Source organism: Companilactobacillus furfuricola (assembly GCF_003946325.1).
GTDB lineage: Bacteria > Bacillota > Bacilli > Lactobacillales > Lactobacillaceae > Companilactobacillus > Companilactobacillus furfuricola.
In genome coordinates, this window is record NZ_RHNT01000018.1 from 1 (window position 1) to 25,755 (window position 25,755).

23 protein-coding genes and 2 pseudogenes are annotated in these 25,755 nt (G+C 40.0%); 9 read left to right on the forward strand and 16 right to left on the reverse strand.

Annotated elements, in window-relative coordinates:
- The first annotated feature begins 624 nt into the window (after window positions 1-624).
- Window positions 625-2,025 carry an APC family permease gene (locus tag EKM78_RS06525; protein ID WP_125770576.1) on the forward strand — a complete coding sequence of 467 codons (1,401 nt, stop codon included), beginning with the start codon at window positions 625-627 and terminating at the stop codon, window positions 2,023-2,025.
- 688 nt (window positions 2,026-2,713) lie between these two features.
- Here EKM78_RS06525 and icd read toward each other — a convergent pair.
- The 3 genes from icd to acnA are packed head-to-tail and all read right to left on the reverse strand — an operon-like array spanning window position 2,714 to window position 7,728.
- A complete protein-coding gene (gene icd, locus EKM78_RS06530; protein WP_125770578.1) occupies window positions 2,714-3,985 on the reverse strand; it encodes an NADP-dependent isocitrate dehydrogenase in 1,272 nt (423 codons plus the stop codon).
- The gene (locus tag EKM78_RS06535) at window positions 3,985-5,094 is read right to left on the reverse strand and encodes a citrate/2-methylcitrate synthase (protein WP_125770580.1); all 1,110 of its coding nucleotides are present in this window, start codon (window positions 5,092-5,094) and stop codon (window positions 3,985-3,987) included. The genes icd and EKM78_RS06535 overlap by 1 nt, the downstream gene beginning before the upstream one ends.
- Before the next feature lie 21 nt (window positions 5,095-5,115).
- Window positions 5,116-7,728: an aconitate hydratase AcnA gene (gene acnA / locus EKM78_RS06540; protein WP_125770582.1), complete on the reverse strand. Its 2,613-nt coding sequence runs from the start codon at window positions 7,726-7,728 to the stop codon at window positions 5,116-5,118.
- Between the two features lie 367 nt (window positions 7,729-8,095).
- On the opposite strand from acnA, the gene EKM78_RS06545 reads away from it, so the two are divergent.
- On the forward strand, window positions 8,096-8,905 hold the full coding sequence (locus EKM78_RS06545) for an HAD family hydrolase (RefSeq protein ID WP_164507226.1): 810 nt from the start codon (window positions 8,096-8,098) through the stop codon (window positions 8,903-8,905).
- A gap of 153 nt (window positions 8,906-9,058) precedes the next feature.
- Window positions 9,059-9,823 (forward strand): hypothetical protein, encoded by a 765-nt coding sequence (locus EKM78_RS06550; protein ID WP_125770586.1) that lies wholly within the window; start codon window positions 9,059-9,061, stop codon window positions 9,821-9,823.
- Between the two features lie 457 nt (window positions 9,824-10,280).
- Here the strand turns inward: EKM78_RS06550 and EKM78_RS06555 are convergent, their stop codons facing one another.
- Together EKM78_RS06555 and EKM78_RS06560 are read right to left on the reverse strand one after the other, a co-directional pair.
- Window positions 10,281-10,634, reverse strand: coding sequence for a YisL family protein (locus EKM78_RS06555; RefSeq protein WP_245994833.1), 354 nt, complete (start codon window positions 10,632-10,634; stop codon window positions 10,281-10,283).
- 87 nt (window positions 10,635-10,721) lie between these two features.
- Window positions 10,722-11,582 (reverse strand): annotated as a pseudogene (locus EKM78_RS06560) (GRP family sugar transporter).
- Between the two features lie 154 nt (window positions 11,583-11,736).
- Between EKM78_RS06560 and EKM78_RS06565 the strand changes: the two are divergent.
- Both EKM78_RS06565 and EKM78_RS12595 read left to right on the forward strand, forming a co-directional pair.
- The gene (locus tag EKM78_RS06565; RefSeq protein WP_125770591.1) at window positions 11,737-12,087 is read left to right on the forward strand and encodes a DUF2200 domain-containing protein; all 351 of its coding nucleotides are present in this window, start codon (window positions 11,737-11,739) and stop codon (window positions 12,085-12,087) included.
- Window positions 12,088-12,104: 17 nt separating this feature from the next.
- Window positions 12,105-12,365: a hypothetical protein gene (locus EKM78_RS12595; protein WP_164507227.1), complete on the forward strand. Its 261-nt coding sequence runs from the start codon at window positions 12,105-12,107 to the stop codon at window positions 12,363-12,365.
- Between the two features lie 182 nt (window positions 12,366-12,547).
- Here the strand turns inward: EKM78_RS12595 and EKM78_RS06570 are convergent, their stop codons facing one another.
- On the reverse strand, window positions 12,548-13,132 hold the full coding sequence (locus EKM78_RS06570) for a peptidylprolyl isomerase (protein WP_125770593.1): 585 nt from the start codon (window positions 13,130-13,132) through the stop codon (window positions 12,548-12,550).
- Between the two features lie 398 nt (window positions 13,133-13,530).
- On the opposite strand from EKM78_RS06570, the gene EKM78_RS06575 reads away from it, so the two are divergent.
- A complete protein-coding gene (locus EKM78_RS06575) occupies window positions 13,531-14,658 on the forward strand; it encodes an NAD(P)-dependent alcohol dehydrogenase (protein ID WP_125770595.1) in 1,128 nt (375 codons plus the stop codon).
- Between the two features lie 172 nt (window positions 14,659-14,830).
- Here the strand turns inward: EKM78_RS06575 and EKM78_RS06580 are convergent, their stop codons facing one another.
- The gene (locus EKM78_RS06580; protein ID WP_125770597.1) at window positions 14,831-15,856 is read right to left on the reverse strand and encodes a YeiH family protein; all 1,026 of its coding nucleotides are present in this window, start codon (window positions 15,854-15,856) and stop codon (window positions 14,831-14,833) included.
- A 104-nt stretch (window positions 15,857-15,960) separates the two neighbouring features.
- Here EKM78_RS06580 and EKM78_RS06585 point away from each other — a divergent pair, with 104 nt between their 5' ends.
- Window positions 15,961-16,767, forward strand: a complete 807-nt coding sequence (locus EKM78_RS06585) for a LysR family transcriptional regulator (protein WP_245994844.1) — start codon at window positions 15,961-15,963, stop codon at window positions 16,765-16,767.
- Window positions 16,768-16,812: 45 nt separating this feature from the next.
- On the opposite strand, the gene EKM78_RS06590 is transcribed toward EKM78_RS06585, so the two are convergent.
- From EKM78_RS06590 to EKM78_RS06605, 4 genes are all read right to left on the reverse strand, one after another.
- The gene (locus EKM78_RS06590) at window positions 16,813-18,072 is read right to left on the reverse strand and encodes an MFS transporter (RefSeq protein WP_125770599.1); all 1,260 of its coding nucleotides are present in this window, start codon (window positions 18,070-18,072) and stop codon (window positions 16,813-16,815) included.
- A 118-nt stretch (window positions 18,073-18,190) separates the two neighbouring features.
- On the reverse strand, window positions 18,191-18,757 hold the full coding sequence (locus tag EKM78_RS06595; protein ID WP_125770601.1) for a GNAT family N-acetyltransferase: 567 nt from the start codon (window positions 18,755-18,757) through the stop codon (window positions 18,191-18,193).
- Window positions 18,742-19,608: a helix-turn-helix transcriptional regulator gene (locus tag EKM78_RS06600; RefSeq protein ID WP_125770603.1), complete on the reverse strand. Its 867-nt coding sequence runs from the start codon at window positions 19,606-19,608 to the stop codon at window positions 18,742-18,744. The genes EKM78_RS06595 and EKM78_RS06600 overlap by 16 nt, the downstream gene beginning before the upstream one ends.
- A gap of 147 nt (window positions 19,609-19,755) precedes the next feature.
- Complete coding sequence (locus EKM78_RS06605) at window positions 19,756-20,130, reverse strand: hypothetical protein (protein WP_125770605.1); 375 nt, start codon at window positions 20,128-20,130, stop codon at window positions 19,756-19,758.
- 264 nt (window positions 20,131-20,394) lie between these two features.
- On the opposite strand from EKM78_RS06605, the gene EKM78_RS06610 reads away from it, so the two are divergent.
- Both EKM78_RS06610 and EKM78_RS06615 read left to right on the forward strand, forming a co-directional pair.
- Window positions 20,395-21,987 carry an Nramp family divalent metal transporter gene (locus EKM78_RS06610; RefSeq protein ID WP_125770607.1) on the forward strand — a complete coding sequence of 531 codons (1,593 nt, stop codon included), beginning with the start codon at window positions 20,395-20,397 and terminating at the stop codon, window positions 21,985-21,987.
- Window positions 21,988-22,004: 17 nt separating this feature from the next.
- Window positions 22,005-22,439, forward strand: a complete 435-nt coding sequence (locus EKM78_RS06615) for a universal stress protein (RefSeq protein ID WP_125770609.1) — start codon at window positions 22,005-22,007, stop codon at window positions 22,437-22,439.
- Between the two features lie 52 nt (window positions 22,440-22,491).
- Here the strand turns inward: EKM78_RS06615 and EKM78_RS06620 are convergent, their stop codons facing one another.
- The 5 genes and pseudogenes from EKM78_RS06620 to EKM78_RS06640 all read right to left on the reverse strand — a co-directional run bounded on the left by EKM78_RS06620 (window position 22,492) and on the right by EKM78_RS06640 (window position 25,714).
- Window positions 22,492-23,034: a hypothetical protein gene (locus EKM78_RS06620; protein ID WP_125770611.1), complete on the reverse strand. Its 543-nt coding sequence runs from the start codon at window positions 23,032-23,034 to the stop codon at window positions 22,492-22,494.
- Window positions 23,035-23,179: 145 nt separating this feature from the next.
- On the reverse strand, window positions 23,180-23,875 hold the full coding sequence (locus EKM78_RS06625) for a hypothetical protein (protein ID WP_125770613.1): 696 nt from the start codon (window positions 23,873-23,875) through the stop codon (window positions 23,180-23,182).
- A gap of 54 nt (window positions 23,876-23,929) precedes the next feature.
- Window positions 23,930-24,223: pseudogene (locus tag EKM78_RS06630) on the reverse strand (Ltp family lipoprotein); the annotation flags it as partial.
- A gap of 147 nt (window positions 24,224-24,370) precedes the next feature.
- Window positions 24,371-24,667 (reverse strand): hypothetical protein, encoded by a 297-nt coding sequence (locus tag EKM78_RS06635; protein ID WP_164507228.1) that lies wholly within the window; start codon window positions 24,665-24,667, stop codon window positions 24,371-24,373.
- Between the two features lie 126 nt (window positions 24,668-24,793).
- Window positions 24,794-25,714, reverse strand: coding sequence for a TerB N-terminal domain-containing protein (locus EKM78_RS06640; protein ID WP_125770619.1), 921 nt, complete (start codon window positions 25,712-25,714; stop codon window positions 24,794-24,796).
- Window positions 25,715-25,755 lie beyond the last annotated feature (41 nt).

The following is a 25,755-nucleotide window of genomic DNA, read 5'->3' on the forward strand; positions in this document are numbered from 1 at the left end:
TTGTATACGGAAGGACTAATTTTATCAACTTTTTTAAAAAGTGTAGACTAGTCTTTTGGGAATCAACAGGCAACCTAAATCTTGATGAATTTCTTGATGGCTAACCAAAGTACAACAAGAACCATAAAATCGCCAAGAATAATTTCACAGCTGAACCCATATAGCGCCCCGCCCCTCCACCTAAGTTACTTATCAATCCCCCCCTGTTTTTTTAGTTTTACTGACTTTTTCTGGATAAATTGGCACTTTTTGTGCTTCCTATTTCCCACATGTCTATCTCAGTTGTTTTGTTGACTACTACACTTTCAATTTCAGTTATTTTGTTTCATTGATTCAATTCTTATTTCTGATTTTCTAATTATTGGTTACTTCTTGTTGTATTCTTTTTGGATTTCTTTTGCTTTCATTACAACGTTTACCGGATTATTTATTTTGCTTGATTTCTATTTTTTATTTTTTAATTTTTTGGCTTTTCTTTTTTATTTATTAGAATTTATCTTTTTTTATTAGAAATACTCTTTTTTTTGGATTTTCATTGGAGTATTATTTTACCAATTGATAATTTTTATTTATTTAATTTTTATATCTATTCCGTATTTATGTTGTAGAGAGGGAGCCTTTGTTTTGCGTGATATTTTTAAGAAGCAATCTGTTGCTAATTTTTTGGAAGTGGATTCTCGTCTTACTAAGAGTTTGACGGCTAAGGACTTATTGGCTCTTGGTATTGGGGCTATTATTGGTACTGGTATTTTTATTTTGCCTGGTCATGAGGCTGCTATGCATGCTGGTCCTGCGGTTGCTATTGCTTTTTTGATGTCGGGGATCGTTGCTGGTACTGTTGGGATGGCTTATGCTGAATTTTCTTCAGCCATGCCTGTTGCTGGTTCGGCTTATTCTTTTGGATCGGTCATTTATGGTGAAGGCATTGGCTGGATCCTTGGTTGGTCTTTGATCTTGGAGTATTTTTTATCCGTTTCCGCTCAATCTGTCGGTTTTGCCTCTTACTTTAACAACAATATTTTGGGTGCTTTTGGGATCCATTTGCCAAAATATTTATCGGCTGGTCCGATGGAAGGCGGCGGCATTAATCTTACGGCAGTTTTGATCGTGCTAGTGATTGCCTATGTTATTGCCCACGGAACTAGTTTGTCGAAGCGTGTTGAAAATGTTGCGGTTATTATTAAAGTCTCGATTATTGTTTTATTTATTATCGTAGGTGCTTTTTACATTAATACGAAAAATTATGTTCCCTTCTATCCTCAAGAATTCCACTCTTCACCATTCGGACTCGGCGGTCTTTCAACTTCTGCCGCAACTGTCTTCTTTGCATTTATCGGATTCGATGCATTAGCTTCTAATTCTGCTGAAACGATCAATCCGAAAAAAGATGTCGCCAAAGGTATTTTAGGCACCGTCTTTATCGCCATTATTTTGTACGTGGCCTTTTCACTAGTCTTGACCGGAGTCGTTAATTATAAAGACCTAAACGTCGATGACCCCGCTGCCTATGCATTAAAAGTCATTCACCCAAATTTCTGGAACAAGCTGATCACCTTAGGAGCTCTAGTAGGTATCTTCACCGCATTACTAACTTTATTCTTCGGTGGTTCCCGCCTAGTTTACGCTTTAGGTCGCGATGGCCTACTACCTAAAAAAATGGGCGAAGTCGACACTAAATACTCCGTTCCCAAAAATGCGATCTACATGGCAACAGTAGTCCAAGCCTTCTTCGCCGGACTAGTACCGCTAACAGAACTAACCTCATTGATCAACGCAGGAACCCTATTAGCCTTCATCTTCATCTCATTCGGCATCATCCCACTAAGAAAAAGAAAAGACATCCCAAATGACGGCTACAAAATGCCCCTCTACCCAGTATTACCAGTACTAGCAGGCCTAGCCAGTCTATACTTCCTATTAATGTTACCTAAACTATCAAAAATCACAGTAATAATCTGGCTAGTAATAGGTGCAATAGTTTATCTAGTTTACGGATTAAAACATTCTAAATTGCAAAATAGCTAAAAGCTCGAAATTGGAAATTCCTTGCTGGTCCTGGAAAACCAAAAAAAGCATCCCAATAAACATCAAGAAAATCAGAATAAAAAAAAGGGTCGAAAAATCAATACGATTTTTCGACCCTTTTAATATGTAAACAATAACATTCGACACAGTTTAATTCTTGCAAAAAAAATCGTTCCTTGAAGATTTGGTTTAAAATTTGAGGTTAGTACTTCAAGGTTTGAACTTCAAGGTTTGGATTTTAAGGTTTGGATTTTAAGGTTTTGCATTTGAACTTATTTTTTTGTTTTGGCCTTTGATCTTACCAAGAAAAATAAATTTTGAGATAGACATGTGAGAAATAGGACGAGCAAACAGTGCCAACTTGAACAAAATAAATCGGTAAATCTCAAAAAAAAGGGGAACTTGATTACCTCTCTTTAGACGGAGGGGCCCGGGGATACAGCCCTCAGCCGCCAAATTCCTCTTGGCGACGAAGGAGCTTAGAGGAAGACTCGTATTTGAGATCGTCGAAGTGGTTTCCTTCGAGGAGCTCAAATCGACGTCGGCATCGTTCCAGTGGCTGTATCCCCGGGCCCCGGAGTCGGCATTGAACGTACAACCAAAATACTACCTCCACACCAAACCAACCAAACAAACCAACAGACCTCCATCAAAGTAAAACGCCACTGTCCGCCATAGCTCTATTAAATCATGAAAAATCAATAGTTTTCACAATAAAATTGCCATACTCGCTAGTACTCAACAACTCCGAACCAGGCAGTTGCTTAGCAAAATCCAAAGTAACATGCTTCCCGCGAATAGCCACGCCAATAGCGTCCTGAATCAACTGAGCAACTTCATGCCAACCAATATAGTCAAACATCATAGCTCCAGATAAAATCAGTGAAGTTGGATTAAGCTTATTCTGCCCAGCGAACTGCGGTGCGGTCCCATGAGTAGCCTCAAAAATAGCCCGACCAGATTCATAATTAATATTGCCACCAGGCGATATCCCGATACCACCAACCTGAGCAGCAAGAGCATCGGAAATATAATCACCGTTCAAATTCATCGTTACCACAACATCGAAATTCTCTGGATGCAACAGCGATTGTTGAAAGAAATTATCCGTGATCACATCATTGATCACTAAACGACCAGCATACTCGGCAGCCGTCAATGCATCATCAGCTACTTCTTGACCTTTCTTGTCTTTGATCTCGTCATAAGTCTTCATCGTAAAGACCCGGTCGCCATATTTCTCGGCTTCTTCATAGCCCCACTTTTTAAAGCTGCCCTCAGTCTTTTTCATAATATTACCTTTATGGACTAAGGTTACATGGCCTAGATTGTGTTTGAAGGCATAATCGATCGCAGCATGAACGATCCTTTTAGAACCTTCTTCCGAAATCGGTTTGATAGCATAATTCGTCGTCTCTGGAAAACGGACTTTTTCGAGCTGTCCGTTGTCTTTTAATAGTTGCTGCAATTTATTTGCTTCTGCAGTGCCTGATTCGACATCGATCCCCGCATAAATATCTTCAGTATTTTCTCGAAAAACATCAATATCGACATTTTGTGGCTCCTTGACCGGCGAAGGTGAACCTTCGTAATATTTGACCGGTCTAAAGCAGGCGTACAGGTCAAGTTTTTGACGTAAAGTAACATTGATCGAACGATGTCCTTTGCCGATCGGCGTCGTCAGTGGTCCCTTTATGGCAACTAAATTAGCTTTAAGAGTGTCGAGCGTCTCTTGTGGTAACCACTCACCAGTTTGTTTAAAAGCTGTCTCACCGGCTAAAAGTGGTTGCCAGGATACTTTACGTTTGCCCTTACAGGCTTTTTTTACAGCTTCGTCAAACACGCTCTGTGCTGCTTCCCAGATCTCTGGGCCGATTCCATCCCCCGCAATAAAGGGAATGATCGGCTCTTTTGGGGTATTTAGTTGATGATCTTGCATCGTGATTTTTTCAGCTGTCACTAGTGTACCTCCTTAGCTGCAGTGTCCTTGAGATAGCTACGATCAGTTGGTCCCACATAAACTGAATTTGGACGGATCAGAGTCTTTTCACGTCGTTGCTCCATAACGTGAGCTAGCCAACCCGATGTTCGACAAGCGGCAAAGACTAATGTAAAAGTTTTCTTATCTAGTCCTAAGCAGTGATAGATCAAGGCTGTGAAGTAGTCAACGTTGGGATGGAGCCCAGTCGTTTCCAACATGTAGTCTTCTAAAGTCATCTGGATTTGATACAAGTACATATTATCAGTTTTTTCAGCTAAATTTTCAGCAATGCCCTTTAAAATGCAGGCTCTCGGGTCACCGTGTTTATAGATCCGGTGGCCGAAGCCCATGATCTTGCGACCACGTGCAACCTCATGTTTAACAAAATCGATTGGATCTTCTTTTTGTTCGACGATCTCCGCAAGCATTTCAAAGACACGTTCATTAGCGCCGCCATGCAGGGGTCCCTTTAAGGCACAGACAGCTGCCGTTAAGCAGGAATAATAATCGGAAAAAGTCGAAGCAACGACTCTGGCAGTGAAAGTCGAGGCATTGAATTCATGATCTGCGTGCAAGATCATTACCGTATTGAACATTTGCGATAATTCGGCATCGGGCTTTTTGCCGGTCATCATGTACAAAAAATTATCAGCAACGCCAAGGGTAGGATCGACCTCAAGGAACGGCTCATCATCACGGATCCTAATGATGGCAGCGATAGCCGTTAACATTTTTGCTAAGATCTTTGGTGGTTCATCGTGGTCGACATCATTCGTAGTACCTAACAACGATGTGGTCGTCCGTAAAATACTCATCGGGTGCTGCGGTTCCTTAGCGATGTACAGCAATAGTCTGATCGTTCCGGCTGGCAAGATCATCTTGCTGACCAAATCTTTTCTAAATGCATCTAATTCTGCTTTGCTAGGAAGTCGGTCGTTCCACAATAAAAAGACGACTTCTTCAAAAGTTGCGTGGGCTTTTGCCATCTCTTCAACAGAGTAACCCGCGTATGTTAATCGTTCATTTTTAGTCGAGCTGATATGCGTTTCATCAACTACGATCCCTGCTAATCCTTTAGGGTGATCCATATTAAAACCTCCTTACGTTGCTTATTTAGTTAGTTTATTGGCGATGACCATTGGTAAAATACCGTGGGCATCGTAATATTGTTGATCGATCGGTGCATCAAATCTGACTTTGACATCAAAAGTTGTCTTGTGATCATCGTCTTGAGCTATCACGTGAGCAATTTTCCCATCAAGTTCGATGCTGAATGTTTCATCACCAGTCAGACCTAATTTTTCTGCTGTATCGCCATTTTGATATTGCAACGGCAAGACACCCATCATGACTAAATTCGACCGATGGATCCGCTCGAAGCTTTCTGCAATAACGGCTTTAACTCCCAGCAATTGAACGCCTTTTGCCGCCCAGTCACGGGAAGAACCCATGCCGTAATCTTTTCCAGCTAAGATCACCGTATCGACTTGGTGTTTTTTATAGTCCATTGCGGCATCATAGATGGTCGTTTCTTGTCCTGTTAACCAAGACTTAGTGAAGCCTCCGCGCTTATCTGGCGTCAATTCATTTTGCAAACGAACGTTGCCTAAAGTCCCACGCATCATTACTTCATGGTTGCCCCGTCGTGAGCCATACGAATTGAAATCTTGTTGGCTGACGCCATGTGCTAGCAAATACTTGCCGGCTGGTGAAGTTTTGCCAATGAAACCGGCTGGAGAAATGTGATCAGTGGTGATCGAATCCCCCAATTTCGCCAACACACGCATATTTTGCAAATCACTCTGTGCTTTATTTTCAAACAAAGGTGGATCGGCAATGTAAGTCGATTTCTCGTCCCAGGGATAAGTGGTTGACTTCGAAGCTTGCAACTCGTTCCAAGTTTTATTTTGGTCAAAAATATTCGCATAGTTAGTCGAGAACAATTGTGGACTTAAGTATTTATGGATCACGGCACTGACCTCGTTAACATCAGGCCATAAATCTTTAAAGTAAACGGGTTTTCCATTTTGATCGGTACCGAGTGGATCTTGAGTGATATCGATATCGACTGTACCCGCCAAGGCATAAGCTACTACTAGTGGTGGCGAGGCTAAAAAGGTATCCTTAGTCAACGGATTGACCCGACCTTCAAAGTTACGGTTCCCACTTTCGATAGCGGCGATCGGATAGTCTTGTTCAGCTAATTTTGACTGCAAGTTTTCCTTTAATTTTCCTGAGTTACCGATACAAGTAGTGCAGCCGTATCCGACGATATTGAAGCCTAATTGATCTAGATATTTTTGTAAATCAGAGATCTCCAAGTACTTCGTTACTACGCGTGACCCGGGAGCAAACGATGTTTTGACATATTTCGGAACTTGCAAGCCTTTTTCGACAGCTTTTTTAGCTAACAAGCCTGCTGCAATCAAGACTTCAGGATTAGAAGTGTTAGTACAACTAGTAATAGCTGCGATCCCCAGATCTCCAGGACGTAAGTCAAAATCAGTTTTTTCAACATTTACAGGAAAATCTGGCAATTGATCGTATTTTCTAAAATGACTCGGCATATCTTTTAAATAGATCAGATCTTGTGGACGCTTTGGCCCGGCCAGACTGCTTTGAACAGTGCCGAGATCAAGAGTTTCGTCTTCAGAATAGTGCCGTACTTCATCTTCAGTTTCGTCATAGAAGAAATGATTACTTTTCGCGTACTGTTTAACGAATTCAATTTGTTCGCTACTGCGATCAGTCAATTTCATATAGGCTAGCGTCTGCTCATCGATCGGGAAAAATCCACAAGTTGCACCGTATTCAGGTGCCATATTGGCAATCGTAGACCGATTTGCGAGGGGCAAATTTTTCAAGCCGGGACCATAAAATTCTACGAATTTTCCGACCACGTTGTGCTTCCTCAATAAATTGGTGATCGTTAAAGCTAGATCAGTCGCCGTCGCTGTATCTGGCAATTTACCAGTCAATTTCACGCCGACAACTTTTGGCATTGGAAAATAGGATTCTTCACCCAACATACTAGCTTCAGCTTCGATACCACCAACGCCCCAACCGAGGACGCCTAACGAATTGATCATCGTCGTATGTGAATCAGTCCCAACTAAAGTATCGGGAAAGGCCACTGTTTGACCCTCAGTTTTCTGTTGGCGAATTACTTGCGATAAATATTCCAAGTTGACTTGGTGAATGATGCCGGTGTCAGGAGGAATGATCGTCAAGTTGTCAAAACTATTTTGGGCCCACTTTAAAAAAGTGTAGCGCTCGTGATTACGTTTAAATTCCTGCTTAACGTTAAAATCAAAGGCCTCATCATTAGCTGCCATGTCGACTTGAACGGAATGGTCGATGACTAAATGAACAGGAACGTCAGGATTGATAATCTCCGGATCGCCACCACGTTTTTTGACCTCATCACGCATGGCTGCCAGGTCAACGAGTGCGGGAACACCTGTGAAATCTTGTAAGATGACTCGTTCAGGTTTATAAGCTACATCCTCATCGTGCTTATTGTCCCAATCGATAAATGAATCTAAAAATTGTTTGATGAGTGATTTTTTATCGCTGTGACGCAAAGTCAATTCCAATAACACACGGATCGAATAAGGCATTTGAGATACTTGCTGCTGATGGCTAGCCAAATACCCGGCAATATCGTAGTAAGAATAAGCTTTTCCATTAGCATGGAACGTCTTCAAAAAATTATCTTCCATATTTGCACCCCATTCACATTAAATTAAATATTTTCTAATTAGTCTAACACCGTTTTAATAAACATGATAGGGCAAATTCAAAATATAGACTAAATAAACTAAGAAAATAGCCCGCTAATTAAGCGTTATGTCAATATTAAAAAGAATTTTTAGTTAGGTTTAAGAAATATCATTTACCGTTAATCGACAAATGTCACCAAATGTGGCGTAACTCCCTGTATAAGTAACATAATCTTTAACCAACAGCCACTTGTCTGGCAACTTGAAAATGTCAGAAAACTTGATGATTATTTTCCTAATAATAACTTTTGAAATATTTGATGATTTAGCTTATCTTTTACTTATATACATAATTAGGGGGAACAACATGATCAAACATATTTTTTCCGACATGGACGGAACAATCTTAAACGATGCTGGTGACGTCAGCGACATTACTGCCCAAGCTATTAAAAAGGCCAACATTCCGGTGACTTTAGTTTCCGCACGTGCTCCCATCGAGATGGTCGATGCAATGGATAAATTGGGCATCAATACGCCGCAAATCAGCTTCAACGGTGGTTTGATCTTCAATAAAGATAATGATCATTTGAAAATATTGCATCAAGATACGATCAATAATAATGAAGGAAAAGATATCGTTGAGATCATCCTTGATAAATTCCCAGAGGTCAGTCTCAGTTGGTATACTTTGCACAGTTGGTATTCTCAACGCATCGACTCAGGCATCTTATTGGAGAAAAAATACACTAGCTTATTACCGAAAATCACGACAGCCAAAGATTTTTATAGCGAAATAGGACATGAACTATTTAAGATCATGATCATCACCTTTGAGCCCAACACGATGAAAGCCTTAAAAGAATATTTATTGGCACAAAACTTTTCCGGCGTTGCCATTCAACAGTCAAGCGATACTTATTTAGAGATCACTAGCAAAAAAGCCATCAAATCTAAAGGTGTGCAATACGTGATGGATGAAGAACAATTAGCACCTGCAGAATTAATGGCTTTTGGCGACGGTTTAAATGACTTGCCCATGATGAAAATGGTCGACTACCCTGTGGCAATGAAAAACTCATTACCAGAAGTTTTAGAAATTGCCAAATTTATAACTAAAAGTAATGAAGAAAATGGCATTGCGTATGCTTTACAAAAATATTTACCAACCATCTAAGCTCATGAAAAATATTTCAGAGCAATGGATTTTTTTGAAAAAATTGTTTCTGAATATATTGACTAAATAATTGATGTTAACTCATTTTGGCGTTGCTATACTGTTACCACCTAAACTGGGAACAGTTTTAGGGCAAAACCAAAGGAGTAAAACATGAAATTCAAGGGAATATTTTTATCAGCGTGCGTTTTAGGGAGCCTGGTCGGATCAGCTTTGTCGATCGATCAAGCAAACGCCGCTAGCACTATGGACCAAGAAGTCAATTATGACGACTTGTACATCAAACAAGACGTGACCATCCATACTAATCTCGGCCCACAAATCGTTCGTGACCAAGAAGGACCCGTTCGACAGATCTTAACGATCAAAGTACCAGAAAAAAACGGCTACACACCGGATCGAAAAACCGTCAACGCGTTAGTCACCCAGTCAGGGATAATCTGTGCCGAATTTGTGACCTACAAAAGAAACGCTGAATCGACCTTAACCAATCCGGAGCTCTCATCAGAAGGTTTCAAGGGCTTCGTCGCTACTAAAAACAGCAACGTAAACTTATACGCTTTCAATCCAGAGAGCAATCAGCCCAAGCTAGGAAACAGAATGTTAGCCCCCTTCACCGATTGGAAATCCGACGGCTTAAAGGAATACCAAAACGAATCCTATTACCGCGTCTCCACCAACGAATGGGTAAAAGCATCAGACACATACCGCTACGAAAACAAAAGTGGCGTCCTAACCGGCAGAAGAATTCAAACCCCAGTCTACACCAGCAACGACATAGCAATACCAAACACCACCCTACCAGGTGGAAGTGACTGGGTCTATGACAGAATAGCCTTCTTAAACAACCAAGACGGAGCCTACTATAGAATATCGACTAACCAATTCGTCAACGAATACCACGTCACTCTAAAGTAGAGAGCGGAAGGCGACGGTCAGCTGCTGAGGATTTAGGGACTGTCAGCACAAAAGGTGCGGCGAAGTCGTGCCTGCTGACAGTTGCTAAACCGGAGGCCGCTGTCGCCTGGAGCTCGTTTCAAAATAGAGAGCGGAGGTAGATGGGCAGCTGCTGAGGATTTAGGGACTGTCAGCACAAAAGGTGCGGCGAAGTCGTGCCTGCTGACAGTTGCTAAACCGGAGGCCGCTATCTCCCGGAGCTCGTTTCCACTATAAAGCGGGCAACGTTTGGTAACAATAATAGAGAAATTTGGTATCCAACAATAAACGTTTGGATACAAAAATAGGTCCATTTAGTATCACCAACCAACGTTAATCTTCAAAAACACCTCACACAAAAAAACCAAGATCCTACTCAAAACCAAAAAAAAAGCGTCCAGTTCGAAAAATCGAACCAGACGCTGTTTTTAATTAAATTCTATCGAGCAACAAATGGGAACCAACCAGCAAGGCCGAATCCAACAATAGCTACTACGAACAAAAAGATAACTACTGACCAAACAGCCCGTGTAGTCAATCTCCCCGTATTTTTACGAGCAAAGGCAATTTCGATAAAGGCAATTAGCAAGAATGCCAAAATCACCTTAACGATCAAAAGCGAAGGCTCAGTTTCCCAAGCACGACTGAAGAGCATGACTCCAGTAACAATGATCACAATATAACCCAAACGCGTGATCATTTCATATACTTTATTATGGGAATTAGTAAAAAGTGCCAGCAAAACAGTGATCGTCATCACGATCCAAGTAATCAAGTGTGTCCATACTGCCATAATAACCCCTCCTAGATACTTATAATGATAACATTTATTACAAAAAAATTAATTCATGATCAAGTATTTTAGGAGAACAGCTTTTTTCTACAAGAATGCCGTAGCAACACTACCAACAACTATCAACAACAATCCTGACAAAGTAAACTTCAATTCGCGCGACGTCTTAGTTTCATGCAAAATAAACAGACCACCCAAAGTTGAAACGACCACATTCATCTGAGTAATAACAAACGAAGTAGCAACCCCGGCATCCTTAGCTGCAAAAATATAAGCTAACTAAGAAATACCAAAGACCAGTCCAATAACACCATTCTTCCAACCCTTAGATTGAACAAAACCCTTGCCCCGCGTAGTAAACAAGTTATACAAAATAGCACCAGCAAAAATACCAAGCATTTCCGGAAACAGCAAATGTGTCCCAGAAACCGAAGCCAAAGCCTTAGGCAAAGCACTATAGGCCCAGTAACCAATCGTAGTTGGCAACAAAATCGCCAAACCTTGCCCAATAGCAGAAGACCCAGAACCAGTAGCCTTCTTATCTGTGACCGAAGTCAAAGCAACACCTAAAATAACCAAAGCAATCGCCACAGCACCGATCGACAAAGCCAAAGCCCCAGACCATTCGCCAAAAGCGATAATACCGATCAAAGAAGTACCGACCACTTGCAAACCAGTAGAAATAGGCATCGTCTTAGTAACGCCGATCTTAGTAAAAGCCACATACTGCCCAGCTTGAGCCATAGCCCACAAAACACCAGCGAAAAAAGCCCAAGCAAAGTCACTACCAGAAGCCGTTCCATAAATCATCCACAAAACAACCCCAACAATAGCGGCCCCAAAGCCAGTACCAAAAATCTGATTAGCCGGACTACCACCGATCTTAGAAGCCAACAGAGGTTGAACACCATAACCAACAGCCGGGATCAACGCCAACAAAATACCCAAAGCAATCACCTTATTCCTATATATTTAACGAGTAAAGTTTACAGCTATCTCCATGACATTCAAAGATAACAGCATTGATTTTTTCTAAAATAAACAATAACCAAAAAACCTCAGCAAAATTTGTTATACTCAAAGAAAAATTGGAGGGTCAATCATGGTCAACGAAAAACTATTTCAAATGAGCATTGGCAAAATCTACCCCATGTACATCCAAAAAATCGAAAGAAAAAATCACACCAAATCAGAATTAGACCAAGTAATAACCTGGTTAACTGGATATAACGCTCAACAACTAGAAGAACAAATAGACAATGAAAAAACCTTACAGCAGTTCTTCAACGAAGCACCACAAATGAATCAAAATGCCAGCAAAATCACCGGCGTAATCTGTGGCGTTAAAGTTCAAGAAATTGAAGATCCTCTAATGCAAAAAATCCGTTATATGGACAAATTAGTAGACGAAGTAGCCAAAGGCAAAAAAATGGAAAACATCTTAAGAAAATAACAAAATCCCCCATCTTTTTGGACAATAAAACATCCAAAAAAAGAAGGAGGATTTTTTATAAGAAGAAAAAAAGAAACATTGAAGTAAAAATAATCCTGACAAAAGGCAAGAGTGCGAAAAATCGAGCACGCGAGTCAGAAACAAAAGAATCAAAGTTAAAACAAAGAAACCATAAAAAAAGCGAGTGTGCAAGCGAAGCAAGCACACAAGCCAGAATTAAAAAAACGAAAAAACAAAGAAAACATCAAATATCAAAAGAGTTCAGGAAACAAAAATGAGCGGAGCAAAGTCCCGCGAACCGAGAAAAGAATAAGTAATCTAGATAGAGTTTATATCCTAACAAGAAAAGGAAGCACCTACTCCCACCAGAATAGATAAAGCCTGAGATAGACATGTGAGAAATAGGACGAGCAAAACGTGCCCAAAGAAAAACGCCTCTGTCAGCAAAACTCTATTCTATTTATTTAAAAACCGAAACACTCTCAATAATAACATCATCAACCGGCTTATCGCCACCATCACGTTTAACCCGGCTAATCTCTTGAACAACATCCATCCCAGAAACAACCTGTCCAAACACAGAATGACGATGGTCAAGCCAAGGAGTACCACCATTCTTATAAGCAGCAATAACCTCTTCAGGATAACCAGCCGAAGCCATATCCTTAATCATACGCTTAGGCATATTCTCATTCGAAACAATAAAAAACTGACTGCCATTAGTATTAGGACCAGCATTAGCCATAGACAAAGCACCAGTCAAATTAAACAACTCATCAGAAAATTCATCCTCAAATGAACCGCCGTAAATACTCTCGCCACCAGCACCAGTACCAGTAGGATCACCACCCTGAATCATAAAATCAGGAATGACCCGATGGAAAATAACACCATCGTAATAACCTTTCTCTGCCAAACCAACAAAGTTCTTAACAGTCTTAGGAGCCAGATCATCAAACAGTTGAATACTAATATCGCCATGGTTAGTCTTCAAAGTAACCTTACTACCAGTAGCATTTTCTAAATCTAATTGTGGATAAGCCATAAAATTTCCCTCACTTAATAAAAAATCTTACTAAAATCATACTAAAAAAAACCCACAATATCTAATAATGCGTCCCAAAACAACTAGACCAATCCAAAAAAATAAAAAAAATTCAAAAATTTTTTCAATAAAAGACTAATCTCACATAATCCCAGCAAATAAAGTCCAGCACACAGCAAAAACAAAAAATAAATGCCTTCGCCCATGCTTACAGACCATTTTCAAAATCACAAAGTTTAATTAAGATTTCACAATATCAGAAATATCAGTTAGATAACTTACAATTGCAACCGATTACACAATTGGTCTACTTGTGAAACTAACTAGACATTTTGTGAAACCACCTCTATACTCAAGATGTAAGCGCTGTCAAAAACTTGAATGGAGATGAATTTGTTATGTCGAACCAAATTAAAGCAGCAGTTCTAAACAAATTAAATGGTGATTTTGAACTAGAAACTTTGAATTTAGCATCAACTTTGTCACCCCATGAAGTTAAAGTCCACATCGTGGCAAGCGGTATTTGCCATACTGACGAAGCTGTCAGAAACGGTCAAGGTGGCGACTATCCATACCCTGGCGTAGTTGGTCACGAAGGTGCCGGGATCGTTGAAGAGATCGGATCAGCTGTGCGTTCTTGTAAGCAAGGCGATCACGTTATCCTTTGTTACGACTATGACGGATATTGTAAAAACTGTCTTGACGGTCGTCCTGCAGCTTGTTTCAACTGGAACAAACTCAATATGGAAGGATTCAATGCCGAAGGAAAAACTCCTTTTTCTCGCGACGACGGCACTGAGGTCCACAACTTCTTCAATCAATCGTCCTTTGCTACTGAAACAATCGTCGATGACCGAAACGTCACTGTCGTTGGCGACGATATCGATCTTAGAAAAGTCGGCCCACTCGGTTGTGGTTTCGTTACCGGTTCAGGAACTGTCTTCAATGCTCTACAACCCAAAGTCGGTAGTGCCATCGTAATTTTTGGTACAGGTGCCGTTGGTTTAGGAGCTTTAATGGCCGCTAAGATCACCGGCTGCAACACTTTGATTTGTGTCGACGTCGTTGATCATCGTCTCGAAACTGCGAAAAAAATCGGGGCAACACATATTATTAATAGTAAAGAAGAAGATCCAGTTAAAAAAATCAAAGAAATCACTAATGGTGGCGTGGACTACGCGATTGATACTACTGGTATCTCACCCGTTATGACGCAAGCATTCGAATCATTAACGTCCGGTGGAAAGTTCGCTCCAGTAGCAGTTACCCGTCACGAATTCAAGATTGAGCATCCCTTTGCCGACTTGACCTCCTATCAAAAATCCGTTATCGGAGTATTGATGGGTGATGCCGTACCACAAAAATCCATTCCACAGTTGATCGAATTTTGGCAAGCAAGCAAATTCCCATCCGATACTTTGGAGAAATTTTATACCTTCGACCAGATCAATGAAGCAAACGCCGATTCCAATAGTGGAAAGGTCATCAAACCAGTCTTGGTCATCGATGAAGACTACCGTCCTTAATATTTTAAAGAGAGCGGAGAGGCACAGTCAGCTGCTGAGGATTTAGGGACTGGCAGCACAAAGGTGCGGCAAAGCCGTGCCTGCCGACAGTTGCTAAACCGGAGGCCGCTGTGCCTCGGAGCTCGTTTCCATACAAAAAGAGAGTAGGAAAAATTCCTGCTCTCTTATTTGTTTAAAAGAATGTTTTGCTGACTACGATCATAAAGGCTAACAGTACTACTGAAGCACTCAATGAAGCTAAAACAGCATTTTTTCCACTGCTAACAAAAGCTTTAAAATTAACGGTCATTCCTAGAGCAGCCATCGCCATCCCTAAGACTAAGTATGCTAGTTTAACTAATAAGTCTAATACACCTTGTGACATTGGTACGAAAGTACCGATAATACTAGCTAAAATAAATCCAGCCATAAACCAAGGGATCGGCAATTTTTGCTTTGTCCCGTCAGTGTTCGATTTTTTCTCGGAGTGTTGATACCAGATCCCGATAACTAATGCTGCTGGAGCTAACAATAAAACTCGCGACAATTTAGTGATGATCGCCGTATCCAAGCTGACCGCTCCGCCAGCACCACCAGTTGCGATGGCATGGGCGATCTCGTGCAATGACCCTCCGGCCATAACGCCGAACTGCGATGGCGTCATATGTAAAAGTGGTTTGATGGAGATCTCGATCAAAGTAAACAAAGTCCCCAAAATAGCGACAATAGCGACTGCCAAAACTTCGTCATTTCTTTTCTTTTTCTCTTGATCTTCAGAAACCTTTATTTGAGGAGAAATACCCATGACAGCTGCAGCACCACAAATTCCCGTTCCACTGGCGGTCAAAATTGCCAATTGCTTATTAACACCCATTTTTCGAGCAATATTGTAAGTTAAAAATATTACGCCGGAAACTACGACAATGGCGACCAAAATTGTTTTTACGCCTGCATGTGCTAAATCGATCAAATTCAATTTGAAACCTAATAAAATAATTCCTAATCGTAAAAATTTATTCGAGATAAAACCGATACCAACTTCGGCTTTATCGATCGCTGGACGATACAATTGAAACAACATCCCCAAGATCAATGAGATCACTAATGCTCCAATGATTGATAAATAAGGTAATCCACCTAATAAAGTCCCAATGATCGAACAGATCAACATCATTATCAAGGCATAGTAAAAGCCTCGTTCAAAAAGTTTAACGTACATAATATTCCTCCCTTGCGTAATTTACATATTAATATAAACTATTCATAAGTAAAAATTAGTATTTATTAATTTATCATAAGTATTACTTATAGGAGGATCCAAACATGCTCGATAAAAGATTTCAGACCTTGATCGTCTTATCAAAAAATCTGTCCTACACTAAAACGGCAAATGAGTTATTCATTACGCAACCAGCCGTTTATCAACAAATAAACTCATTGGAAAACGACTTGAATATGCAATTAGTCATCACCAACAAACGGCAAATCGTTTTGACCGATGCTGGAAGAGCTCTGGCACGTTATGCTCAGCAAGTTCAAATCGAAAGCGACAAATTGATCACCCATCTGCAAAACAACCACCAAGATCTCAACCTAAAACTCGGCTGTACCTTGTCATTAAGTTCGACTTTATTGCCATCCTTTATCTCAAGTCTAGCCCATCGTTCTCAGCTGACCGCTTCAGAGATCGGCAACACAACTCATATTTTAAAGAATATTCGTGATGGCAAAGTTGACTTCGGCTTGATCGAAGGTAACTTTAATAAAGAAGAATTCGATTCGATCGAAATAAAAAAAGAAGATTTTATTTGCGTAACTAATCCGGAAACTAAAGTCAGTGCCAAAAATGTTGCCGACTTGTTCACGCAAAATCTCTACGTACGAGAACCCGGCTCCGGAAGTCGAGAGATCTTGGAAAATTGGCTTTCGACCCAAAACTATCAATTAAACGACTTTCAACAAGTTATGGAAATTGCCAGTCCCACGGTGATAGTTCAATTATTGCAGCAGACCAATGGCGTAAGCTTTATCTATGAATCGCTAGTGACAGATGCCATTTCTCAAGGCAAATTAAAAAAACTAGCTCTCCAGGATTTCATCATTAGTCATCCTATCAATCTAGTTTTTTGAAAAACAGTTATTTTACTAATATTTATCAACAATTAGTTCACGACTTTAATCGTCAGCATTCAAACTAGCTTGCAGTTGTTGATCGTATTTGCGCATCGTAGGCACAAACAGGATCAATACGCCACACAGCAATGTCCCGACCCCACCGATGACAAATAGCATATTAACACCAATGCTATCGGCCAGAGGCCCGGCAAAGATCAGACCCAATGGTGCTGAGATACTCATCAACGAATTGAGGATCCCTAAAACTTTGCCTAAGATCTCTGAAGGGAAACTTTGCTGGATGATCGCCATTAACAGTGTATTGAAAAATGGTGTCGCCAAACCAGCGACTGCGTTTAAGATCAAGAAGCCGATAAAGCCTTTTTGATTGCCGGGCAAGTAGCCACTGATCCCAAAAGAGAGCCCCATGAAGAAGATCGACCACAAGATCGGCATGATCCGGTCCTTCCAATTCCCGAAAAATCCGATCACAGCCCCACCTGCTAGCATTCCAACGGAATAGACTACTTCCACGATTCCGGCTTGGGTCACGCTTCCGTGAAAATATGACATCGTCATCAATGGGTACATCGAAGCCGCCGGCATAAAAATCAAGGTGAACAGTGTGCCAACTAAAGTCAGATGCCACATCCCCTTGTTTTCTCTTAACTTTACTAAACCAAACTTCATATCTTTGAAGATTTTGATTTTTTCATCGATCACTGGATTCTCAGGGATCTTAACAAATAAGATGATCGATACACCTACTACAGCACCAAGCACATCTAGCAAGATCAGCACTGAAATTGGCACGATAGCATATAAAAAGGCACCTAAGGCTGGAGCGATTATCATATTAGCTGATTGGACCATGCCTAATTGCCCATTGATCTTGGTCAGTTCATCTTTGGGTACCATTGTTGGTAAAATCGACTGAATAGTCGGCATTTGGAAAGTTTGCGCGATTGACCTTATCAATAATGAAATAAAGATCAGCCACAATGGGAAATTGTGAGTCACGATCCCGACGATCGCTAAAATAATGGCAATGACAGCAGCGACGATATCGGGTACGATCAGTAAAGCTTTTTTATTAGTGCGGTCAACGAACGGTCCAACGATCGGACTCAGCAAGACCATCGGCAGCATCCCTAGTAAGGTAGCAAGACTTAGCACGGTCGCTGATCCTGTCTCCTTAGTCAAATACCAAATAATGGCATATTGGACGACCATACTAGTTACGCCGGAAAAGAATTGTCCAAATAAGAATAAATAAATATTTGGGCGCCACTTTGTGATAACGGTAGTATTTGTTGGCATACATATCCCCCCTTTTTACTCTGAGCAAACTTGAATTTTCCCATTTTTCAAGCAATAAGTCAAGCAGCAAAAAAAGCTTTGATGACGGCAATGAAACCGTGACCAAAGCTTGATCATTTTAAATGAATTTTGTTTTAAAGATCAGCTTAAATATCCCAGCGTAAAAAGCGATCAAATCTTGATATTCTTGTTTAGAAAAATCGCCGCCGTGAGAAAGCAAGACATAGTCAACACTTTGTTCACGAACGATTTTACCTGACAAAACAAACCCATTGCTTTCGTAAAATTCGATCCGTTTGCGACGTTCGTTTGAATTAATAGCTTCGTCATCAGGACGTTCAGCTCCTAAACAAAGTCTCTGACCTGAATACATCTTAAACAAGTCCTGTAAGATTTGACTACCATATCCTTTGCCACGCATAGTTGGATCAACTGCCAAATAGAACAAATAAGTTAGGCTCCCCTTGGAGATCAGATAGGACATACCAACAAATTTATCATCATCATAAAATGCAATAAACTCCACGAACTGTTTGCGAGCTTGTAGCAATAACCAAAAGAACGGTACCCGCTCTGCTTTGGGAAAAGCTTCAAAATAAAGTCGTTTGGCATCGGCATAACTAGCCGATTTATATGAAATAACTTGTTTAGTTAAAATAAAAACACCTCCTATCGACCTTTTAATGCCATTTGTAGCTGTGGTGGATCAGTGACTGTCACCTTATCTCCAAACTGCGTTAACCAAGCTTTGGCATATTCGAAACTGTAAAGATCCTTTTCTAAAACTACTACTTTATCTTTCGTTATTAAAAGTTTGTCCCGGTGAAATATTTGCTTAATTCGTTTCTTCAAGGATAGATCAAACTCCATCGTCACGAAATAATAGTCACGAAAAGACCGTGGATCGTCGACGCCTTCAAAAATCGAAAATGGTCGACGGATAAATTTCTCCTTAGTTGGCGAAATAAACATCGTCGGTTGAAATTTGAACACTCGAAAATCTTCGCGTAAACGGTAATATGCCCACAAATACCATGCCCCATCTTGGTATAAGATCTCCATCGGTTCAACGTCACGATTAGTCTGATCATATTTAACGTCAGTATAATCGAGATTGATCACTTTGCGATCGCGCATGGGGATATAAACATCTGTCAACATGGTGACTACGTCAAAATACATGATGTTACTAATAGCTCCGTCAGGTATCCTATTTGCGGCATAATCTATCATATCGATAAGATCCTCAACAGCTTTTCTAGTCTTAGGCGTATTCTTATCCGTCAAAAAGGTGTGCAAGCTCAACAATTGATTCAAAGTGAGGAACCGCTTATACATGACTAAGGGCATTTGTAATTGATAAGTGGGATCACTTTGAAAATCAATCGAGATCTTAAAACCAGCTTCTTGAAGCTGTTCAATACTAGTCTCGATGCGATCAGGAGTCTCCGAAAAGAAGTCGCATAAATAATGGTTGGTGACTTCTTTTTCATTGACCAAGATAAATAATATGGCAAAAATGTCCTTTATTGGCATAACGCCCTCCTAATTATCGGTTACATAATTATATTATAGACAACAATTAGTTATTTTTGGTAAAAAAGCGATACTTCACAAAAATTGGAAGTATCGCTTTTTTACATGTATTCAACTGTATTGATCAAGCATTTAAGTCATGCGTCCTTAAAACATTTCCACCTTGTCAGCATATTTCTCGTCGTTGCCGAATTGCAATAAGACTTTCTCGCATAAAACTTGGTTTTCAAACGTGACTTCTTCGTAATTAGTGTTTGAAATATAAAAAGCTACCATGTGAGCAAAGTAGACAAATTGCAGCATATCGCTATGCTCAGTATTGATCTTCATGATCTTGTGGACAAAAGTACTCATCGCTTTATCGCCAAAAGTTATATACCCAGGTGTCTTGATAAATTGGGTCCCGACTCCTTTGTGCTCGTTGGCCCACTTTTTGTTATTTTTTGTTAGGGCAGCATAAATTTTCGTATCGTTATCGATCTGTGGCGCCTCTGTTAAGTCCATAGCTACTATTGCTTTCAAAAGATTTACCTCATTTCTTCAAAAAAAAGATGTAATATTTATGAATCTTTGGGGAAGGATTTATATTGTAAATATTAATATTTAGTTATTCTAAGCTAAATAACGTCAAATGTACACTATTTAGAATCCTTTTAACTCAATCTTTAAAACGATTACAAGATATTCATGAGGTATTTGTAAAATTTAGCCGTGCCTAATATTAGTATTCACATATGCTAAGCCGTGAGTTAGAATATGTTAGTTAGGAAAGGGGAATTAATTTTTATGTCAGATAACAAGAATTCCAATGGCGGGAAGAAACTAATTCAATACGCTAATGGCCCATCATTGGAAGAAATCAATGGTACCGTTAAAGTACCTAAGGGGAAGGGCTTTTGGAAGACACTTCTCGCATACTCTGGCCCAGGTGCATTAGTTGCTGTTGGTTACATGGATCCAGGTAACTGGTCAACATCTATCACTGGTGGTCAAAACTTCCAGTACCTATTAATGTCAATCATCCTACTTTCAAGTTTGGTTGCGATGCTATTGCAATACATGGCTGCCAAACTAGGAATCGTGACTCAAATGGATCTTGCACAAGCAATCCGTGCAAGAACTAGTAAGTCCTTGGGGATCATTCTCTGGATACTTACCGAGTTAGCCATTATGGCAACTGATATTGCCGAAGTTATTGGTGCTGCTATTGCGTTGTACTTACTATTCAACATCCCTCTAGTAGTTGCCGTATTTATTACCGTATTCGACGTTCTATTACTGTTATTATTAACTAAGATCGGTTTCAGAAAGATCGAAGCGATCGTTGTTGCTTTGATCCTCGTTATTATTTTCGTTTTCGCATACGAAGTAGCACTTTCAAATCCTGATTGGGGTGCTGTAATTAAAGGACTAGTACCAACAGCTGATACTTTTGACGAAACTCGTCACGTTGCTGGTATGTCTCCACTAAGTGGTGCCTTAGGTATCATCGGTGCAACAGTTATGCCTCATAACCTTTACTTGCACTCAGCTATTTCACAAACTAGAGCTATCGACCACAACGACGAAGAAGACGTTGCTACAGCTGTTCGTTTCTCAGCTTGGGATTCAAATATCCAATTAACAGCCGCTTTCTTCGTTAACGCCCTACTATTGATCATGGGTGTTGCCGTATTTAAGAACGGTGCCGTTTCAGATCCATCATTCTTCGGTTTATACGATGCTCTTAAAGATACATCAACTTTAAGTAATCCTGTTTTGATCAGTGTTGCTAAATCAGGTGCTTTGGCTACATTGTTTGCCGTTGCCTTATTAGCATCTGGTCAAAACTCAACTATCACTGGTACTTTAACTGGTCAAGTTATCATGGAAGGCTTCGTCCACATGAGAATGCCATTATGGCTACGTCGTTTAGTTACACGTTTGATCTCAGTTATTCCAGTATTGATCTGTGTAATGATGACTAGTGGAAAATCTGCTGTCGATGAACACACTGCTTTAAATAACCTAATGAACAACTCACAAGTATTCTTGGCCTTTGCCCTACCATTCTCAATGTTGCCATTATTGTTAATGACTGACAGTAAAGTAGAAATGGGTAATCGTTTCAAGAATAACATCGTCGTTAAGATCCTTGGTTGGTTCTCTGTTGTTGCTTTGACCTTCCTTAACATGAAGGGTCTACCAGATTCAATCGAAGCATTCTTCGGTGATCACGCAACAGCAATGCAAATTCATATTGCTGACTCAATTGCTTACGTATTGATTTTCCTAGTTCTAGCATTGCTAGTTTGGACAATCGTTGAGCTTTACCGTGGTAACAAACGCTACGCTCACAAGCTTGAAATGGAAGCAGAGGCAGAAGCCGAAACAGAATAAAACTGAGGGAGAAGAAAATGAGTGATAATGTATTCAAACGAATTTTAGTGGGTGTCGACGATTCAGAAGATTCATTACTCGCACTCAAATATGCGATCCACACTTCCAAAGAAGACCATTCCGAACTGATCATCGCTTCAGTTCTTGAAAGTGATGACATGAATGTATTCCAAGCCTTAAATAAAGACTACATTCACGGCGAAAGAAAAGAACTTGAAGATCACATCCTCAAGTATAAGAAATTAGCTTTAGATGCTGGCGTAGAAAGCGTCACAGCCGTTGTAGACGAAGGAGAGCCCGGTGAAACGATCATCAAGAAATTGATCCCAACCTTCTCCCCTGACCTACTAGTGATCGGTTCAGAAGCCAAAAAAGGCCTCAAACGTCGTTTTGGTTCTCAAGCCGCTTACATGGCCAAACATGCTGATATCTCAGTTATGATCTTCAGATAAAATTTAATATTAAAAAAAGCTAGCCATTTCATTTTGGCTAGCTTTTTTAATGCTACAGATGTGTGAAAAAGGAAGCTACGATCGTAGCAATAATTAAACTTGATAAGATCCCCAGATATACTTTCTCTTGTTTAAGCCCATGATCGATCCGATCATTCAGTGCTTTGCCCATTTCTTCTATTTTAGTCTCAAATTTATTATACATATTGTTGAGGCGTTGGTTCATCGCATTAAATTGATTATCCATGGAATTAAAGCGATTATCGAATTTTCTATCCATATTGTTGAAACGTTCATTCATGGAATCACTTAGCTTATCGAATTTTCTATCTATATTGTTGAAACGTTTATCAATAGAATTAAAGCGGTTGTCATTAGATGCTTGAAAATTATCAATTCTTTTCACCACCTCATCTCGAGATTTATCGATTCTGGTATTGAGATAATCTATCTGCGCTTTGTGTTCATCATAATGGCGATCCACCTTGGATTCTAGATCATGAAACTCCTTTTCAGTTACGAAATTATCATCCATTTTTCCTCTTCCTCCACTGGAATCAAAAGAAACTAATCGTTTATTGCTTTCATCTGACATGAATTCCTCCTAATGGTAGCATGATTATAAAGTAAATTACGCAAATAAATCCATTCTGGTTATTCCATTTTTAGCAAAAATAAGCAAAAAAATAACCAACAACTATATGCTGTCAGTTATGATCAAACTCGTTCAGAAACAGGTGCTATATTTCGGATCCTGCTTGCTTGATAAAATATGAAATCGTTCGTGCTTTATCATTTTTAACTTGTTGTTGAGTATAGTGCTCACTCAAAACCGAATAGCCATACATTGATGCTAACAGCATAAAGTTAATATCTGTGAATCCCCGACTATTGCCTTTAATAGTATCTCGCAAATCATTGGCTGACGTCTTAATTGAAGAACGGTTTGAGATCGAATCCTCGCTTTTTAAAATATCTTGAACTATCCCATCTAACTCATCAAGTGCAATTTGACGCTGTGCATAGCTATCGTTATGCTTCAGCGTTTTTTTGATATGTTGGAATTTTTGGGCGGTTTTGTTCAAGTGCTGTTTCTGAAAAATATTTACGATCAAATCACCTTTGGCAGAATAATTTGTATCGCATATGGTCCGGTAGGAACCGAATAGCAAGATTGCTGACAGAAGTACTGTAATTGATCCAATATCAACCTTGCGATTGTTTTTATGAGTAATATGGTCAACAATGCTGACTCCTAGAAAAATCACTCCTATCACGGTTAAAATCAAGATAAGAGCTACGGTTAACTTAAACAACGTTTCAGCGTTCAAAATAAACATCAATAAAATGATCACTAGTGATGGTATCAAAGCTAGACTGGTCAATCCCCACGACCAATTTTGTTCTTGATGATAACGTCGCATTCTCGTTTGCAATATTTTTTCTCCCCCTATTAAAAAATCGGCATTCGTTTGAATACCGATCTTTACTTAGTCATTTAAATGTTCGATTGCGTAGTTAGCCTCGTCCTGTGTGAATTTCTCACCATATTCAGAAGTCAATTGATCCCGGATACCTTCCGGCGACATGTCCATAGTTTTTTGATACGACTTAGCCTTTGCTAAAGCATTCGCATTATAATCGGCTTTCAAATTGTCTACGGCATATTGGGCAGCCTCCGCAGAGAACTTCTCTCCATACTCGGAGGTCAATTGATCATAAATACCTATCTTGGACATATGCATCGTATCTGAATAGCTCTTCGCTTTTCTCAAAGCAGATTTGTACTCAGCAGGAACGCTACTGGAATCCGCTGATTTGGCAGAATCTTGAGTAGCCTCTTCAGCAACTTTTATTTTGATCAGTTTCGACTTAGTCTCATCTCCACGAATTACCTTGATCCGATAATTACCGGCTGATGAGAAAGTGAGTTACTCAGAACCAGTGTCAGCAGTAGCGCTAACTACCTGTCGATCACTGGAATTATCCGTCACCACATACTTATTGCCCTTATTGGTCTCAAAACTGATCTTGGCTTCAGATTTATCTGCACTCAAAGAAGCAGACGTCTTATTCACATCCAAATAAAGTGCGTCACTGTTTCCACCAGAAATGGCTTTTCCAAAAATGATAAGCACCAAAACAATTAATACCCAAAACCACCATTTCTTGTAGATCGGCTTCTTGCGCCGAACTCTTCGCTGGTTTCTAGACATCCTCGTCTCCATAATGATTACACCCCTAGTAAAAAAAATATTTATACTAGAATTTTACATTATATATGACGTTTATACAGTTAAAGTTAGGATTAAGTTTTACGATATTAATTTAGTTATTGATGATCATTGTTGAAATTATTTGTAATGCCCGATCAATTCGATCCGAACATCTTCACTCGTCTGTTCCAGCATCTTGATCAAAGGTTTCTTAACATCTTTATGATTCAATAAATTTGGAACTTTGATGCGACGGCCATCTTTTGGTAAAGAGAAATTCGACAAAGTTATCATGACGTTATCTTGGCCGGCGTGTTCAACATTGTTGATCGAAAAGTGGCTTTGTTGATACTTGGCATCTAACTTATCGTTCAATATCTTCTCGAAAAGGCGTGGCTTACCTGTAACGTAACGCTGATTATCCATCCCTAATTTCTCTGAGATCAACATGATATCACGCGCATGCAAATGGCCATGAGTATAAAGCTTGACCAGTATTTGTAGCTCTTCTGGAATCTCATCATTACGCAGGCAGTTCAGAAATTCAACTCGCTTATATTTATAAGCCGCCCAAACTAGCGCCTCAGCCGACTGACGCAAAAATTCTTCATCATCGACAAATCCGTGTAACTTACACAACAAATCGACCGCTGGTTCGACTTTACTCCCCATATAGATGCGTCTTTCTAAAGCATATAGCAAAATAAATGCATATCCTACGTCATCTTTTCGTTCAACATCTTCCAGCCATTCAAAAAAGGCGAACTTCTGCCCAGGTGTAAAGTCCTTAAAACAAGGATAGTTCCCCACCTTGTCGATCTGCTCACGATAAACTTGATCGTGCGTGAAGATCTCTGAAGGCTCTGCGATCGAGCTATCTTCGAATTCTTCAGTGTTCTTGCGTCTGCCATCCCCAAACCAAAGCAGATCAAGGATCGATGAAGAAATATTAAAACTGTGCGATCCCGCGTGCAGCTTTTCGATCCGATGCTCCTCTTGCTTATCAGATAATTCGTGCGACAATAAATCTCTTCCAAATATTGTTGCTAAAAAGCTCATCCCTAAATTCTCCCCATAATTACGATTGGTAAACGATTAAC

Excerpts from the sequence above, each read along its gene's own strand:
- EKM78_RS06535 (WP_125770580.1), bottom strand. The coding sequence starts at position 5,094 with ATGGATCACCCTAAAGGATTAGCAGGGATCGTAGTTGATGAAACGCAT.
- acnA (WP_125770582.1), bottom strand. The coding sequence starts at position 7,728 with ATGGAAGATAATTTTTTGAAGACGTTCCATGCTAATGGAAAAGCTTAT.
- EKM78_RS06545 (WP_164507226.1), top strand. The coding sequence starts at position 8,096 with ATGATCAAACATATTTTTTCCGACATGGACGGAACAATCTTAAACGAT.
- EKM78_RS06550 (WP_125770586.1), top strand. The coding sequence starts at position 9,059 with ATGAAATTCAAGGGAATATTTTTATCAGCGTGCGTTTTAGGGAGCCTG.
- EKM78_RS06555 (WP_245994833.1), bottom strand. The coding sequence starts at position 10,634 with ATGGCAGTATGGACACACTTGATTACTTGGATCGTGATGACGATCACT.
- EKM78_RS06565 (WP_125770591.1), top strand. The coding sequence starts at position 11,737 with ATGGTCAACGAAAAACTATTTCAAATGAGCATTGGCAAAATCTACCCC.
- EKM78_RS06570 (WP_125770593.1), bottom strand. The coding sequence starts at position 13,132 with ATGGCTTATCCACAATTAGATTTAGAAAATGCTACTGGTAGTAAGGTT.
- EKM78_RS06575 (WP_125770595.1), top strand. The coding sequence starts at position 13,531 with ATGTCGAACCAAATTAAAGCAGCAGTTCTAAACAAATTAAATGGTGAT.
- EKM78_RS06580 (WP_125770597.1), bottom strand. The coding sequence starts at position 15,856 with ATGTACGTTAAACTTTTTGAACGAGGCTTTTACTATGCCTTGATAATG.
- EKM78_RS06585 (WP_245994844.1), top strand. The coding sequence starts at position 15,961 with ATGCTCGATAAAAGATTTCAGACCTTGATCGTCTTATCAAAAAATCTG.
- EKM78_RS06590 (WP_125770599.1), bottom strand. The coding sequence starts at position 18,072 with ATGCCAACAAATACTACCGTTATCACAAAGTGGCGCCCAAATATTTAT.
- EKM78_RS06600 (WP_125770603.1), bottom strand. The coding sequence starts at position 19,608 with ATGCCAATAAAGGACATTTTTGCCATATTATTTATCTTGGTCAATGAA.
- EKM78_RS06610 (WP_125770607.1), top strand. The coding sequence starts at position 20,395 with ATGTCAGATAACAAGAATTCCAATGGCGGGAAGAAACTAATTCAATAC.
- EKM78_RS06615 (WP_125770609.1), top strand. The coding sequence starts at position 22,005 with ATGAGTGATAATGTATTCAAACGAATTTTAGTGGGTGTCGACGATTCA.
- EKM78_RS06620 (WP_125770611.1), bottom strand. The coding sequence starts at position 23,034 with ATGTCAGATGAAAGCAATAAACGATTAGTTTCTTTTGATTCCAGTGGA.
- EKM78_RS06635 (WP_164507228.1), bottom strand. The coding sequence starts at position 24,667 with ATGGAGACGAGGATGTCTAGAAACCAGCGAAGAGTTCGGCGCAAGAAG.
- EKM78_RS06640 (WP_125770619.1), bottom strand. The coding sequence starts at position 25,714 with ATGAGCTTTTTAGCAACAATATTTGGAAGAGATTTATTGTCGCACGAA.